This is a genomic window from Corynebacterium kroppenstedtii (genome assembly GCF_016894245.1).
Taxonomy (GTDB): Bacteria; Actinomycetota; Actinomycetes; order Mycobacteriales; family Mycobacteriaceae; genus Corynebacterium.
Window position 1 is genome coordinate 1,369,903 of sequence record NZ_CP069792.1, and the last position, 15,247, is coordinate 1,385,149.

Annotated in this window: 14 protein-coding genes; 6 read left to right on the forward strand and 8 right to left on the reverse strand. The window is 57.4% G+C overall.

All coding sequences use genetic code 11. The annotated features are described in order from the left end of the window. Nucleotides 1-265 precede the first annotated feature (265 nt). The gene (locus tag I6J23_RS06015; RefSeq protein ID WP_204581310.1) at nt 266-1,330 is read left to right on the forward strand and encodes a Cj0069 family protein; all 1,065 of its coding nucleotides are present in this window, start codon (nt 266-268) and stop codon (nt 1,328-1,330) included. Between the two features lie 125 nt (nt 1,331-1,455). Here the strand turns inward: I6J23_RS06015 and I6J23_RS06020 are convergent, their stop codons facing one another. The 8 genes from I6J23_RS06020 to I6J23_RS06055 form a co-directional block, all read right to left on the reverse strand. Then, a complete protein-coding gene (locus I6J23_RS06020) occupies nt 1,456-2,106 on the reverse strand; it encodes a hypothetical protein (RefSeq protein ID WP_204581311.1) in 651 nt (216 codons plus the stop codon). 22 nt (nt 2,107-2,128) lie between these two features. Then, nucleotides 2,129-2,596 carry a DUF3151 domain-containing protein gene (locus I6J23_RS06025; RefSeq protein WP_204581312.1) on the reverse strand — a complete coding sequence of 156 codons (468 nt, stop codon included), beginning with the start codon at nt 2,594-2,596 and terminating at the stop codon, nt 2,129-2,131. Between the two features lie 113 nt (nt 2,597-2,709). Next, nucleotides 2,710-3,357, reverse strand: coding sequence for a TetR/AcrR family transcriptional regulator (locus tag I6J23_RS06030; RefSeq protein WP_204581313.1), 648 nt, complete (start codon nt 3,355-3,357; stop codon nt 2,710-2,712). Continuing rightward, complete coding sequence (locus I6J23_RS06035) at nt 3,354-5,138, reverse strand: ABC transporter ATP-binding protein (protein WP_204581314.1); 1,785 nt, start codon at nt 5,136-5,138, stop codon at nt 3,354-3,356. Before I6J23_RS06035 ends, I6J23_RS06030 begins: the two co-directional genes overlap by 4 nt. After that, nucleotides 5,135-6,967, reverse strand: a complete 1,833-nt coding sequence (locus tag I6J23_RS06040) for an ABC transporter ATP-binding protein (protein ID WP_204581315.1) — start codon at nt 6,965-6,967, stop codon at nt 5,135-5,137. The genes I6J23_RS06035 and I6J23_RS06040 overlap by 4 nt, the downstream gene beginning before the upstream one ends. A 223-nt stretch (nt 6,968-7,190) precedes the next feature. Continuing rightward, a complete protein-coding gene (locus I6J23_RS06045; RefSeq protein WP_204581316.1) occupies nt 7,191-7,847 on the reverse strand; it encodes a Maf family protein in 657 nt (218 codons plus the stop codon). Nucleotides 7,848-7,924: 77 nt separating this feature from the next. Next, a complete protein-coding gene (locus tag I6J23_RS06050) occupies nt 7,925-8,212 on the reverse strand; it encodes an acyl-CoA carboxylase subunit epsilon (RefSeq protein ID WP_204581317.1) in 288 nt (95 codons plus the stop codon). Between the two features lie 124 nt (nt 8,213-8,336). Next, complete coding sequence (locus tag I6J23_RS06055) at nt 8,337-9,965, reverse strand: acyl-CoA carboxylase subunit beta (RefSeq protein ID WP_204581318.1); 1,629 nt, start codon at nt 9,963-9,965, stop codon at nt 8,337-8,339. A 193-nt stretch (nt 9,966-10,158) separates the two neighbouring features. Here I6J23_RS06055 and I6J23_RS06060 point away from each other — a divergent pair, with 193 nt between their 5' ends. The 5 genes from I6J23_RS06060 (at nt 10,159) to I6J23_RS06080 (ending at nt 15,134) form a co-directional block, all read left to right on the forward strand. Further along, nucleotides 10,159-11,256 (forward strand): biotin--[acetyl-CoA-carboxylase] ligase, encoded by a 1,098-nt coding sequence (locus I6J23_RS06060; RefSeq protein WP_204581319.1) that lies wholly within the window; start codon nt 10,159-10,161, stop codon nt 11,254-11,256. A gap of 159 nt (nt 11,257-11,415) precedes the next feature. Continuing rightward, on the forward strand, nt 11,416-12,063 hold the full coding sequence (locus I6J23_RS06065) for a hypothetical protein (protein ID WP_204581320.1): 648 nt from the start codon (nt 11,416-11,418) through the stop codon (nt 12,061-12,063). A 20-nt stretch (nt 12,064-12,083) separates the two neighbouring features. Beyond that, nucleotides 12,084-13,409 carry a 5-(carboxyamino)imidazole ribonucleotide synthase gene (locus I6J23_RS06070; RefSeq protein ID WP_204581321.1) on the forward strand — a complete coding sequence of 442 codons (1,326 nt, stop codon included), beginning with the start codon at nt 12,084-12,086 and terminating at the stop codon, nt 13,407-13,409. 162 nt (nt 13,410-13,571) lie between these two features. Then, entirely contained in the window at nt 13,572-14,123 is a 552-nt protein-coding gene (purE, locus tag I6J23_RS06075) for a 5-(carboxyamino)imidazole ribonucleotide mutase (RefSeq protein ID WP_204581322.1), read from the forward strand. A gap of 24 nt (nt 14,124-14,147) precedes the next feature. Continuing rightward, on the forward strand, nt 14,148-15,134 hold the full coding sequence (locus I6J23_RS06080) for a YdcF family protein (protein ID WP_204581323.1): 987 nt from the start codon (nt 14,148-14,150) through the stop codon (nt 15,132-15,134). The last annotated feature ends 113 nt before the right edge of the window (nt 15,135-15,247 follow it).

The window sequence follows — 15,247 nt, forward strand, 5'->3', positions numbered from 1 at the left end:
GCACTCGGGGGTGAAAACAGGTGGTGTTATTTCCCACAGCTCAATATCCAGCGTGACTAGGGGAGGTCTATTAGTGTTTTAGCTGGTACATCCATTAATTCAGGGCTTGTGCAGTAGGGATTAGAGGACTCTGAAGATGGTAGTGACCTGCACCCACACCACATGGGGGTGCGAGACGTAGACAACGCTCACCCTATATCCCACAGCGGAGAGCCAGATTTACGTCGATAACACCAACCGACGGCAATACCGAGGAGAATAGCCAGTGCAGAAGAACATTGTTGTGTTCGAAGTTGAAGGCGGAAACGACAAGGGACCCGATGGTCACCGTAAAGACACGATGCCCATCGTTAACGCAATTAAAGCTCACGACGGCTGGGATTCGGAGGTCATCTACTACGACAACACCAAGGCCGACGACATCTTCGAGAAAGTATCCAAGTCCTCAGGCGGCTACATTTCTCGAGTGAACCCCGGCAATATTCCCGGTGGTGAAAAGGGCTACTTCGACTTGCTCACCCGTCTGAGCGACGCCGGCCTCGTTGGCATGTCAAGCCCCGAGAAGATGATGGACTATGGCGCAAAAGATGCGCTGGTGAAGCTCAACGACACGTCGCTGGTGCCCTCAGACACGGCTGCGTACTACGACGTTGAGAGCTTCCACGAGACCTTCCCGAAGTCGCTCTCATACGGCGAGCGCGTGCTTAAGCAGAACCGCGGATCCACGGGTTCCGGCATCTGGCGTGTTCGTATCGAAGACAAGGAACTCGCTGACTCCGTTGAGCCGGGCACCGCTCTTCCGCTCGACACCATGCTGGTCTGCACGGAAGCCGTCGACAACCACACTGAGCACAAGAAGCTCGGCGAGTTCATGGACTTCTGTGACCAATACATCGTCGGCGATAACGGCATGCTCGTGGACATGCGCTTCATGCCCCGCATCGTGGAGGGCGAAATCCGCATCCTCCTGGTCGGCGACAAGCCCGTCTTCGTTGTTCACAAGAAGCCAGCTGCAGGTGGTGAAAACTTCTCGGCCACCCTGTTCTCTGGCGCGCAGTACACTTACGACAAGCCGGAAGAGTGGCAGGACCTAATCGACGAATTCGCTGCTGTCCGCCCCGTCATTGCCGACAAGTTGGGTGGCGACGGCAACGTGCCGCTGATCTGGACCGCAGACTTCATGCTTGACGACGGTGAGAACGGCGAGGACACTTACGTCCTGGGCGAAATCAACTGCTCGTGCGTGGGATTCACCTCTGAGCTGGACATGGGCATCCAGGAAATGGTTGCTGATGAAGCAATCCGTCGCGTTGAGGAAGCCAACGCCTAAGAGCTCTGTCTTGTTTTAACAATCTGCCCCCATCGATGTGTTAACGGTGGGGGTAATTGGTTTGTGTGTGGCAGCGTTATATTGCCGCTTTATCATCCTTTTTATATGGCGTTTTGTAAATGGCGTTATTGCTGCTTGGGTGTGCGACGAGCTTTGTGGCGTAACCACCACACGCGGGCAGCGCCGAAAATGGACAGCGCAATGACGAGGCCGATGTTGCCAAAGACGTCGAGGATGACGACGCCGATACCGCTCTGGCCGGTCGGGTCCTGATGCGCAAGGTAGATGAACGGGATGGCGAACCCGGCGTAAATTCCCGCCGCGGCTGCATATGCACCCGTGTAGATACGCGGTGTGAGGCAGGACAGGGCAGATGCCGATCCCACCACCAGAATCATGACGGCAACTATTTGGTAGGGCGCGGTGTCCGTCGGAGGAGGCCATGTTGGTGTTGTCGTCGGTGACCAGGTTAAACACACACCAGCAGACACCAGGGACGCCACGATTGACCAGAAGAAAACGGTGAACTCTCGTGTCGCGGGGACGGCGGTTGCGGTAGCTGTGGCACCATCCGGGGCTTTATATGCCTCGCGGTGTTCTGCTCGAGCGCGTGATGCTACGTCCTCCGCTGCCTGAGCGCCGGGTTGGTTATACGGTGCTTCACGTCGGTGAGGTGCTCGACCCGCTGTCTCAATCCTGTAGGTGGCGCGGATAATGACGTACCACACCATCAGCGGAAGCCCGAGAAGGAATAAGACACTGAGTAGAACTGACATTAGCTGTCACTCCCTATCTCATCTACTCTGTGTCGAGCTGATCGTCGATCAGCGATGAAACGCATGAGGGATCGGAGTCCTCGAGCAGTTTTCGGCAGCGGTCGTATTCGTTATTTTCCCCGATAGCCCGGGCAGCTAGCGCAAGAGCAGCAATAGCCCGGAGAACCCCACGGTTCGGCTCATGAGACCACGGCACCCGGCCCCAACCTTTCCACCCGTTCGCACGCAAGGCGTCAAGGCCACGGTGATAACCAGTCCGCGCATACGCGTAGGCTGCAACGGCCGCGTCGAGATGGTCATCTGAATTTTGAGCAGCGGTCGCGTCTACGGAACGCAGTGCATCTTCGGCAAGTTCTGCCCATGCGAGTGAACTTGTGGGCACACTGACGATGACGTCGTTGAGGTTCTTCCCTTCTTCAATCAGCGTCGCCGCGGGATCGGCGGGTAGTTCGACGGGCGCGGGGGCTAGGAAATCACGGTGCTCACTCATAAGCTCAGTTTAAATGCGCCTACATAACAATGCTAGGGACTGGGTTGCCTGCCCTTCGGCGCGTCCGTGGCTCCGTCGTCAGCTAAACCATTATTTACTGAGCGCCAGGGGTGCTAACTAGCGCTAGTAGTGCTGTTCCCCGGTCCGATTCCGTGTTCAATACCGGCAATGATGAATTCAACTTTACTTTCCAGAAAACCTGTTCCTGGCATGTCTTTCATACCGAAGACATCATCGTGGTCATCAGCCGATGTGGTGTACCGGTCAAGCGGAGTTTCTCCAGTGTCGTCGGTTCTCGTGAAGGACTGCATCTGAATAAAGGTGGTGATGGTGATGTCGCCAATAAAGTCCACGGCGAACGATGCGCACGGGAATCCGCCGGGAATATTGAGGCGAACAAGCCGGTCAATGAGCCTCCTGAAGCCAGGCAGAACACCGATAATCGCCTCGGGTTTGGTCATAATGACCGTGGGTGCCTCGGGGTAACGCGAAAACAGGTCCCATGATCGCGAGCTAAACAGTCTTAAGGCGTCCTGCCACGTCGTGGCCACGGCCGGGTCATTGATGTGCTCGGCAAGCTTTTGCATCGCCGCTGCTTGGAGCTCGTCTCGGGAGGAAAACATCCGATACAGCGCCGGGGGTTTAATTCCTAGTTTGTCGGCAACACCCCGGAGACTAAAAGTAGCGACGCCTTCCTCGAGTGCGGCTTGTATAGCTTGTTCTTTATCGAAGACGGGTTTGCGACCGGGCCCGGGACTCAAATTAGTGACCATCCTTGTGCTGCTTCGCGGGCACTCCATAGGTGGTGATACAGTCCATCCGATGCAATGAGTTCATCGTGGGTGCCGACCTGCACAACGTTACCATCCTCATCGAGAACAACGATCGTGTCAGCATTGCGGATCGTATTGAGCTTATGTGCAATGACCAGCACCGTTGAGCGGTCCCGGAGATCATTAATGGCCTGCTCGATGTGCGCCTCATTATCGGGATCCAATGCCGACGTCGCCTCATCGAATAGAACGATGGGTGCCCGTTTGAGCAGAGCGCGGGCAATAGACACCCTTTGACGTTCGCCACCTGAGAGGCGGTTTCCGCCCTCACCCACGGTGGAGTGCCACCCGCCGGGGAGCCGCTCAGCGATCTCATGCACACCCGCTAAAGCTCCAGCGTGGTACACGTCGTCGGCGGTGGCATCGTCGTTTCCGACTTTGATGTTGTCGTACAGGGTGGTGTCGTAGAGATACACATCCTGAAACACCATGGCTATTTGCTCCATCAGCTGCTCAGTGGGCTGATCCTTAACATCGACGCCACCGACACTGACACTGCCCGAGTCGACATCCCAGAAGCGTGCTATGAGGCGGAAGAGCGTTGTCTTTCCGCTTCCCGACGGGCCGACGATCGCAGTAAGACCGTGACGAGGGGCAGTGAAGGAAACGTCATGAATGACGGGGTTGCCGCTGTGGTACCCGAACGTGGCTGACTTCATCGCCACTGTGCCCGGCTCGGGGAGCGACACACGTTTGGCAGGCGTCGGTAATTCGGGTGCGGACATGACCTCTTCGACCTGCCCAATGGGTTGACGCGCAACTTCAATGGCCAGAGTATTGCCGACGATCGCCTCAAGGATTGTGGAGAACCGGAGCGACACACCAATGAACGCCACCGTCGCAATCGGGGTCAACGTGCCGCTTGTGCCCAACACCACGGCCACAATAATGAGCGCCACGGTGATAGCTTGCGCGCCGATCCCTGAGATCACATTGCCCGCCAGGCTCACCCACAGGTCTTTAGCATGGCTGCGGTAATTGTCAGTTCGTGCACGGTTGAGCGGTTCGTACGATTGCGCTCGTCCGGAGGCCCGAAGCGACGGCTGCGTGCGCGCGAATTCCACGACGCGGCTGGCGAAGTCGATTTCGGTCGGAATGGTCATCCGTTCGCCGGCTCGCTTCAGAGCGCGGGTTGCCGTCGTTAATAAAAGTATGACCGGGATGGCGATCAAGAAGACGAGGCCGAGCTGCCAAGCCCAGAACCAGGCGAGGACGGTCATCACAATCATGGTGGTTAAGCCACGAACGAGTGGGCCGAGGAAGTGTGCCGCGCCCTCACCAATCTGCATGAGGGATTGGGTGAGGAGGATGGATAACCGCGATGACACCGTGCGGTCAAACCATCCCAGGGGAAGCCGGGCTACTTTATTGCCGACGTTAATAGTGCAATTGCGCAGTAGATCCATGGCCGCCATATACCCGGTTGTTTGCTGGGCGTAGGTCATGATGGCGCCGGCGATCGCGAGAACAATGAGCACTAGGATCCATTGCGGCCATGTGAGCCCCATGGAGGTATCGCTATTGCTATAGGCGGTGATAGCGGGGATCACCGCGAAGATGCCCACACCTTCGATAATTCCAAGAATGACCGCGAACCACAGGCTGCGGATGAACCGCTTGTACCCTTCGGCGGTGAGGATGTGCCGGAAGTCCTTGATAAGAAGGAGATTTCGTGCCCACGCAAGGGTGGATTGAGATTCAGAGCTCATTGTGCGACTCCTTGTGTGAGATGCTTCCAGAAGGGCTGCTCGGCAAGCTCATCGGCGGTGCCTTGGGCATCGATGCGTCCGTGCTCCATGACGCAAATATGGTCAGCACCTGCGACGGATTCGGCGTGGTGCCCGATCGCGAGGACTGTCCGACCGCGTGCAAGGTGGGCGAGCGCACGTTGGATGTCCGCCTCACAATCCGGGTCGGTGGATGTAGTGGCTTCATCGAGGACGAGGACAGGAGTGTCGGCCAGGAGAGCGCGGGCGATGGCGAGCCGTTGCTTCTGGCCTCCGGAAAAGTCTGTTTGCCCGCCGAGGGTGGTATCAAAACCGTGGGGAAGGGCTTCGATGTCGTCGAGAATGTTTGCCTGACGTGCGGCCTCGCGTAGTGCTTCGTCGGACGCGTCGGGGCGGGGCAGAGAGATGATGTCGCGAATCGAGAGATCTTGCAAGTAGGGGTTTTGAAGGACGAATGAGACCGTGGAATAGAGTTCCCGTTCGGTTAACTCTGTTAACGGTGTGCCGCCGATGGTGATCGTTCCCGAATCGGGATCACGGAAGCGGGCGAGCATTGTTGCAAGGGTGGATTTTCCGGAACCCGACGGGCCGACGAGGGCTGTCACCGTATTGGGGCGAAGCCGGAGATTGATATCGCGCAGGGCGTCAACTTTGCCGTCGGCAGTGGAATAGGCAAAGGAAACGTCGGAGAAGACGATGTCCTGGTCACCGGCGCTGGCTGAAGCATTGTCCTCTTTGGGATTGTCATCTTCGGGATAAGGAATTTGTTCGGTATCCAGCACTCCCTTGAGGCGTAGCGCTGCGTTCCCTGCCTGCTGGTACGCCCACGCCGTCGATCCCAGAACCTCAATCGTCCGCGGGAGGATGAGTGCGATGAGGGAGCAGGTGAGAACCTCGGGGACCGTGACCCATCCCGCACTGGCCATGAGCAGGCCACACCCCACGTTGATGGCCATGAGCGTCGAGACTGAGATGAACGAGAGCGATAGGGCAGAGGCGCGGATGAGCGGCCCGCACCATTCCCAGTAGAAGGAGGCAAAGTCTTTACATGCCTGAGTAAAGCGGGCATGTGTTTCTCCGGTTCGTCCGAAGTTCTTGACGACGTAGATGCCCTCGGTCAGTTCGACCGCTGCGGAGGAAATATCGCCCAGCTTGTCGTCCATTTCGGCGGTTTTGGTGCCCATCCCTCGCATGGTGAGTGCCTGCAGTGCGCCGTAAATGGGGAACGTAGCGATGGAGAGGAGACCGAGCCTCCAGTCGACGATGAACGCGTACGCCAGGAGAACCAGTGGCCCGGCGACCGCTGCGGTTTGTTCCACGGGAGCGTGGGCGATGAGCGTATGCACTTGTTTGACGTCGTCGTTAATTGCTTTGCGCACTTTGCCGGTTGAGGTGTCACTGAACCACGACAAGGGCGCCCGCGCCAGGGTTTTCACCATGTTGCTTTGGATTGTGTCGCGCAAACGCAAATCTGCGAAGTGCGAAATAGCCAGCGCAAGCGTGTACAAGAATGCCTGCGTCAGGAAGGCGTAGACGAGAATGATGGCGCTGCGTTTGATGTCGTCGTGGCTACCGTCGTTAAGAAGAAGATCACCGATGTGGGTGAGTGCGACATAGGGGGCAACGGCGACGATGCACGATGCGAAAGCCAGGATCCTGCACACTAGCAGCCGGCTCTGAACTGGCTTAATGAGCTGTTTGAGTGCGGCTTGGCAGGCTTTCCTTTTGTTCGAGTAACTCTCGGCGTCAACCGTTGGTGCCGAGAGTGGCGATGGTGATGGTGTGGATTTGTCAGCGGTAACTGAAGTCATTGTTTTCTCCTTGGTGACGGATTACCGCGCGCGGGTTCGTGGATCCGCATACACGCCTCTGAGTAATTGCGTCCACATGTGTTAGCCCTAACTACATTATGAAAAATTAAAGCAATTAATAAATATAGGGCAGGTGAGCTTGGGTGTCAATAAGGTTTTATTTGATATATCTCACCCGACGAGCCGACGAGAGTGCCGGGTGTGATGCACAGTGACGGTGGGCTTAGTTCGCGTGCTCAGAGCGGTTCCAGAACTCAGAAACTTCGTAGCCGAAGCTGTATAACGCCTCTCGGACAAGGGGGAGTGAGAGACCAATGACGGACGACGGATCCCCCTCGATGCGGTCAATGAACCATCCGCCCATAGCCTCAAGCGTGAACGCTCCAGCACAGTTTAAGGGTTCCCCAGAATTCGCGTACGCGCGGATATCGGCGTCGGAAGCATGTGCATAATGCACTGTGGTGGAGACAGCGCGGAGGAAGGTATCCTCATCTGTCGCCGTGGTGTCAAGGTTGATAATGCAGTGCCCGGTAATGAGTCGCGCGGTTTTCCCACGCTGGTTAGTCCAGCGACGGATTGTTTCCTCGACGGTATGGGGCTTGCCTTGAAGTTCACCATCGAGATAGAGCATTGAATCCGCACCAATAACCACACGCGGCGTGGAGTTATCGCCTCCGGGGTGGACCGATGTGAGATGCCGCGACGCAATGGCTGTGGCTTTTGCGTGGGCGAGAGCGCAGACTTGGTCTTCGGGAGATTGATCCCGCATAGTGCGCATAATGGCGTCTTCGTCGACCCCGGGCGGTTCGATGGTCGGCTCGACGCCAGCAGAGCGGAGGACGGATAACCGCGAGGGGGACGAGGACGCCAGAATGATCATGGTCCTATTAAAACATGAGGGACCATGAGATCAGCGGGCCTAGCTGAAACGTTAGGCCGCAGCAAAACCAGGAGGCTCTAGTAGAACCTCAGGTTAGGGAAGTTTCCGGCATTCGACGTGTGCGTGTTCGTGAACTTCTCGTCGAAGCGTCCCCAATTGTTCGGTGTCTCGGGTTCGCCATCGTCGCTCGCGTTAGCTGACATACCCGCAAATAAAGCCGTCAGGGCTGCCACTTGTGGCGCGGTGGGATTTCCCTTGATCACTTTGAGGAAAACAGGCTTCTTCTCGGTTGCTGTTCCGTCACCGGGTGCGCCCGTGTCGCCAGCGCCGGGTGTGGTGTCGTCCGCGTGTAAGCCGTCAGACATATAAACTCCATTTCTCGCTGTTACTCCCGTGGAGGTCGTCGTCGTTAATAACAGTTGATAACGGTTAATAACGGTTGCTAACGACGGAGGGGCGGGGAAGGTGATCGCCCCTCGACCACGTTGGTTACAGCGGAATGTTTCCGTGCTTCTTTGCTGGGACGTTTTCCACCTTGCGGTCCAGTAGACGCAAGCCTTCGATGATCTGGCCACGGGTTTCGCTGGGCGGAATAACGGCGTCGACGAACCCCCGCTCTGCAGCGACATAGGGGTTGACCAGGGTGTCTTCGTACTCCTGCTCATATGACTTCTGCAGAGCAGCAACGTCCTTGCCTTCTTTAGCCGCTTTCTTTAGCTCTTTGCGGTAGACGAATCCAACGGCACCGGCGGCACCCATCACGGCAATTTGCGCCGTGGGCCATGCGAGCGAAATATCCGCGCCCATGTCCTTGGACCCCATGACGCAGTATGCTCCGCCGTAGCCCTTACGCGTGATCACCGTAATCTTCGGAACGGTGGCCTCCGCGTAGGCGTATAGCAATTTAGCACCGCGACGGATAATGCCGTCGAACTCTTGGTTCGTGCCGGGCAGGAACCCAGGGACGTCGACAAGCTCAATGATCGGAATATTGAAGGCATCGCAGGTACGAACAAATCGCGCAGCCTTCTCAGAGGCCTTAATGTCCAAACATCCCGCGTATTGCATGGGCTGATTGGCGACGAATCCGACGGCACGTCCCTCGACCCGGCCGAACCCAATGATGACGTTTTCGGCGTAACCTTCCTGGATCTCCAGGAACTCCTCATCGTCGGAGATATGGGTGATGACATCTTTCATGTCATACGGCTGGTTGGGGGAGTCGGGGATTATCGTGTCCAGTTCACGGTCCGCGTCGGTGACATTGTCCTCAATGGACCCTTCGAACGGATCGGCAGGGACTCGAGGTGTCTCGGCCCGGTTATTCTGTGGCAGGTAGCTGATGAGTTCCTGCACGAAGTCCAGGGCGTCCTCATCGTTCTCCGCGGTGTAGTGGGATGTACCCGAGGAGCTCATGTGGGTTGAAGCACCACCGAGTTCCTCCTGAGTGATTTCCTCGCCGGTCACGGTCTTGATGACGTCTGGTCCGGTGATGAACATCTTGGAGGTTTTGTCCACCATGATGATGAAGTCAGTCAGAGCTGGCGAGTACACGTGGCCACCTGCACAAGCACCCATAATCAGGGAGATCTGCGGGATAACGCCTGATGCCCGGGTATTGCGGAAGAAGATCTTTGAGTACAGGCCCAGGGATACAACTCCCTCTTGAATACGGGCGCCAGCACCTTCGTTGATGCCGATCAGCGGCACACCGGTTTTAATGGCCAAGTCCATGATCTTGACGATTTTTTCGCCATATACTTCGCCGAGCGCGCCACCGAAGATGGCGACGTCTTGTGAGAACACGCAGACCTTGCGGCCATCGATCGTTCCGTAGCCCGTGACAACACCGTCGGTGAGAGGGCGTTTAGCGTCGAGCCCGAAGTTCGTGGATCGGTGTCGAGCCAGGGAATCAACTTCGACGAAGGATCCGTCGTCAAGGAGGTATTCGATGCGTTCGCGGGCGGAAAGTTTGCCCCGGTCATGAATCTTGTCGATGGAAGCTTGGCCCATAGGCATCTGGGTCTCTGCGAGACGCGACCGTAAATCGGCCAACTTGCCGGCGGTGGTGTGGATGTCTTGTGCGGTTGTATCCGCGGTGAGTGTGGCGGCTGTCATGTGGTTAAGTCTAGGCCCAAATACCAACAAAAACAGACTGAAACGTCTGCAATTCCCCCGGATGAGCCCCCCATAAAGAGGGAAAGTAACGGAAAGAGTCATGTGGTGCTGCTGCAGGCTCTCAACGGTGGTCGGGCGTCCTCACTGCTCTCTCGATACTTATTCTTGACCCTTATGGTGAAGAATAAGAAGCATGGCTCACGACGATAAGCATAGTAAGAACGACGACACGGGCGACGACCAGCGGAATCGGCAGGGCGCGGGCGGTGATCCGTCTGCTAAGGGTGCGCAGGTACCGCCCGGAAAGTGGTCCGACGGAAGTGATCCGTCCGCGAAAGGTGCTCAGGTTCCACCCGGTAAATGGTCGGGTGAGAGTGACGCGGTAGTTAAGGGTGCGCAGGTTCCTCCGGGCAAATGGAATGAAGGGGCGCGAGGACGCTCCAGCGACCAGGCCGACGTTAACAACGTACCGTCGCCAAATGATAATGAAAGTGAAAACGCGGGGGTAAGGCCACCGTTAGATCATGAGCGTCTGGTGAAGGCTCTGCGCGCCCAGGGGTGGAACAATGTCGCGATTGTTGAGTCAACCGGATCGACCAACACTGATCTCCATGCGTCGGCCAGCGCCTTGCCTGATCTCTCCGTTCTCATTGCCGAAGAACAGATGGCTGGACGTGGCCGTTTGGGAAGAGCGTGGAGCGCGCCGCGGCACAGCCAGGTCACACTGAGTGTGCTTCTCCGGCCGGAAGTGCCGCCGACGAAACTCGGGTTGCTCCCACTTCTGACTGGGGTGGCGGTGGCCGATACGGTCCGTAAGTATGGGATTGATGCCCGCGTGAAGTGGCCGAACGACATTTTGGTGCGGGGGGACAAGATGTGCGGAATCCTCGCCGAAGCGGTCAGTATGTCTGATAATCCCACAGTCGTCGTCGGGTTTGGGCTCAATATTGATCTCACGAAGGCAGAACTGCCCATCGACAACGCGACCTCGTTTGCCTTGGAAGGGAAGCATGTTGATAGGACAGAGGTCACCATCGCCGTTCTGGGCTCGCTGCTCGAGAGACAGCGGCAATGGCGGAATGTTGGAGGATCGGCATCGTCGTTTATCGACGATTACAAGGCGGTGTCTGCGACTCTGAATGAATCGGTCAGCGCTGGATTGCCCAATGGCGGAAAGCTTACCGGCACGGCGGTGGATATTAGCGACGCGGGCGAACTGCTGATCCGTGATGCTACGAGGCAAATTCACACGGTGGCTGCCGGCGATATCACCCATTTGCGTTACTCATAAGGAACGCTGCCCATGAGGGTGTGTCCCGCCACCCATTATGCTGTTGCAGCGGACAACACTGGGATACTGACGTTAATCATGTGACAATTGGTAAAACTGGTAGCTTTGTCGACAATCACGTCGTGAAGGGACCCACGCCGGGAAAGGAGGTGCTCCACTTTGGCCCTCCGAAGCCATGCGTACCGACCGACGGACGACCTTGATGAACACTATGGCCGCAGAGGCTACCGAAGCTCGGTGCCGGAGTACCGCTCGGGAAGTCCTGACCTGTGGGGTCAGGATGACGGTGGTGAACCCCTCGACGACGACTCGTTGGATACACGGCCATCTTTCAGCGGCGGTTTCCCCGAATACCGCATCGCGGATGACGAAAGAGTTCTCGTTGATGTCCATTCCAAACGTGGAACACTCGTTTTTCCGGTTCTGGAGACAATTCTCATCAGCGGAATTATGTGGGGAATCATCGGAATGATCGATGGCGCCGCCGGTCCCTTCGTCGATGGTGGCTTCGGCGGGCTGCGTCAGTTTCTTCTCATAGCCTGGGTCATCGCCATAGCTTGGTTTTTCGCTCGACCGGTGATGAAGTGGTGGCGCAATCGCTTAGTCGTTACGAACTATCGCGTCGTCGCGAGGTTCGCTAAAGACGATGTTGTCGATATCCCATTGGACCAGGTCACTGGGCTACATCGTCGTCGATCAACCCTTATTTTCGACGTCTACCGCATGCCCCCCTTGATGGTCCCCAATGTTGCTAAAGTACGCAGAGTAAAACGAGTGACCACCAGACGTCTGCGCCACCGCTGGTAGCGGGCCCTATACTTAACCGGGTGAGTGCTAGATCGGAAGACACCGTAGATAAGGCAGATCGGGTCGCGTCGGACTCGCACATCGATGGCCAGCCCACCATTGCTGTCGTCGGCGACGGGCAATTGGCTCGCATGATGCAGCCTGCCGCAGCGGAATTGGGGCAGTCTTTACGATTGCTCGCCTCAGATACCTCAGCGTCTGCTGCCCAGATTATTCCCGACGTGGTCGTTGGTGATTACACCAATCTCGACGACTTACATCGTGTGGCATCGGGAGCGACCGCTGTCACTTTCGATCATGAGCACGTACCCCCGGAGCATTTGCGAACTTTGCAAGCCGAGGGCGTGAATGTGGAGCCCGGTCCGGACGCGCTGCTCTACGCCCAGGACAAGTTGGCCCAGCGAAAGAAACTCCGCGCGATGGGCCTACTTGTTCCTCCCTTCATGGCGATGGACTCAATCGACGATGCGCGTCAATTTTGGCATGTCATGGACGGGGAAGTGTGCATCAAAGCCTGCCGCGGCGGGTACGACGGACACGGCGTCTGGTTCCCCGAATCTGAAGACGAGTGCGCGGACCTCGTCGCTACCCTCCTTGACGACGGCACCCCCGTCATGGCCGAGCGCAAAGTTCACTTGGTTCGCGAGCTATCCGCGATGATTGCGCGGACACCATCAGGAGAAACCGCGTTATGGCCCGTCGTCGAATCTGTACAAAAAGATGGCATTTGTTGGCTGGCTATCGCTCCCGCGCCGGGGTTGAAGCCTTCTCTTCACGACGAAGCACAACGAATCGCTACGCGCATTGCGACAGAACTCGGCGTGACCGGTGTGATGGCCGTCGAACTTTTCGAGACGACAGATGTGGACGGCGATCCGGCCGTGGTGGTTAACGAACTGGCGATGCGCCCGCATAACACTGGCCATTGGACACAAGATGGGTGCGTGACCAGCCAATTTGAGCAGCATGTGCGGGCGGTGGCGGACATGCCACTCGGTAGCACCGCGATGACTGCTGAGTGCACGGTGATGGCCAATGTGTTGGGTGGCGATGATGATCCCGATATGGCCTGGTCAGAGCGCATGGTTCACGTGTGGAAGCAGTTCCCCGAAGCAAAAATCCATTTCTATGGCAAAGGGTTCCGGCCTGGACGCAAGATAGGGCATGTGAACATTTCGGCATCTCACGTGTCAGATGCTTCGGTAGATTCAACCGATTCACTGCACTCTTCTGAGGAGTCTTCAGGTGGTCCGTCGAATACGGTATCCCCTGATGATGTTCGAAAGAAAGCGCAGGACGCTGCCTATTTCTTGGTTCACGGGCACTGGCCGGAGGCTACCCATTAGGTCTGTGCTTTAGCTCTGGCGCATCTAGGCGCCGGCCACGACGGCACCAAGCACGACGGCACCAAGCACGACGGCACCAAGCACGACGGTACAAAGCACGATGGCGCCAAGCACAATGCCACACGTTCAGCACGAGCTTCTGGGCGAGAGAGGACAATTGACATGAGTGACAACAGTGGACAAAAAGCTACCGCTAATTCGCAGCCAAGCGGCCCCAAGGTGGGCCTCATCATGGGCTCGGATTCAGACTGGCCAACAATGAAGCCGGCCGCCGATATTCTTCAGGAGTTCGGAATCCCCTTCGAGGTAGGCGTGGTCTCAGCGCACCGGACCCCACAGCGCATGCTAGATTATGCACGTCAGGCACATAAGCGGGGCCTATCGTGCATCATTGCCGGAGCCGGCGGGGCAGCGCATTTGCCAGGCATGGTGGCGGCAGCGACGCCACTTCCAGTCATCGGCGTCCCACGTCCCTTGGACAACTTGGAAGGCATTGACTCTCTCCTTTCTATCGTCCAGATGCCGAGCGGTGTTCCCGTCGCGACGGTGAGTGTCGGTGGCGCTAAAAATGCGGGCCTCCTGGCCGTGCGGATTCTTTCTGCAGGGGATCAGTCGTTAATCACAAAGATGGTGAAGTATCAGGAAGAGATGGAGACCAGTGTCCTGAAAAAGGACCTTGCGCTCCGCCAGAAGCTCATGTCTGACGGGGAGTGAGCTGGTAGTGAAAGCGAGCCGCCAGTGAAGAAGACCACGCGGACTCCTGCAGCTGCTGTTGCGCTGACCACAGCTGGGGCGATCGGTTGGTCACTGTCTTTTCTTATCGACGCGGGGACGTGGCGTGTACTTCCCGCGGGGCTTGCTCTGACTGGTGCAGTGGGTGTGTGGACAGCGCGGAAGATGGGCCGAGCCCTCCGCACACCTGACGGTCGAGGGCCTATCCACCTGGCTGCGGTGACGGCGACAGCGTGGTGGACGTCCACCATCATTCCGGCTGCATGGGTTGCGCTGATAGCTACGGGCGTCCAGCCACTCGTTAGGGTTATCGCCGGTGGGTATTCGCTGGTGTTCGTTGCACTGAGTGCCGGGTTTGTGTGTTTTGTGCGTGCCGTGCGGCGCCACCACTCAACATCTCGCTCCCATCGTTCGGGGAAGCTGGACAGTTATGGCCAGCATCACGGAGACGTTCCGGAGGGGATCGTCGTCTGCGGCGCCGGGCTCATCCAAGGCCGGGTGTCCCGCGTCCTGGCGTATCGCGTCGACAAGGGAATAGAAGTCTGGCGTGAAATAGAGCGCGCACATTTGTCGGAAAGCCACCGCGGCGGGAAGCGCGAGCCAGTTTTGGTGCTCTGTGGTGGGCGGGGGAACGATGAGCCGCGTCCTGAGGCGGAGGCGATGGCGGAGTATGCGCGCGAACAAGGCATGCAGTCGAAGCATATTGTGATTGAAGACACCTCAACGACGACGGAGGAAAACCTCCGGCATGCTCACGAGTTGATGACGCAGCGGTTGGGGAGGGAACCGGGGGCGCTCGTGGTGGTGAGCACGGATTTCCACTGCATACGCATTGACATGATGGTGGAACGGTTGCGTCGGGACGGGCTTTTCCGTGAGTGCGACGTCGAGGTTGTGGGAGCGACGAATCCCCGCAGCGTGCAGAACCACAGTTTGCTGAGGGAATACGCCGCGGTAGGAATGCATTACGTGAAAAACGTGTTCCGTCAATAGTGTGGCCATGTGTGGAGTGTGGTCGTATGTGCAACGAAAACCTCACCACAGGCGCGTGGATGGTGATTAATGTCCTGAATGCGCCTACAATCGACAACTGACCTTCACCAGAA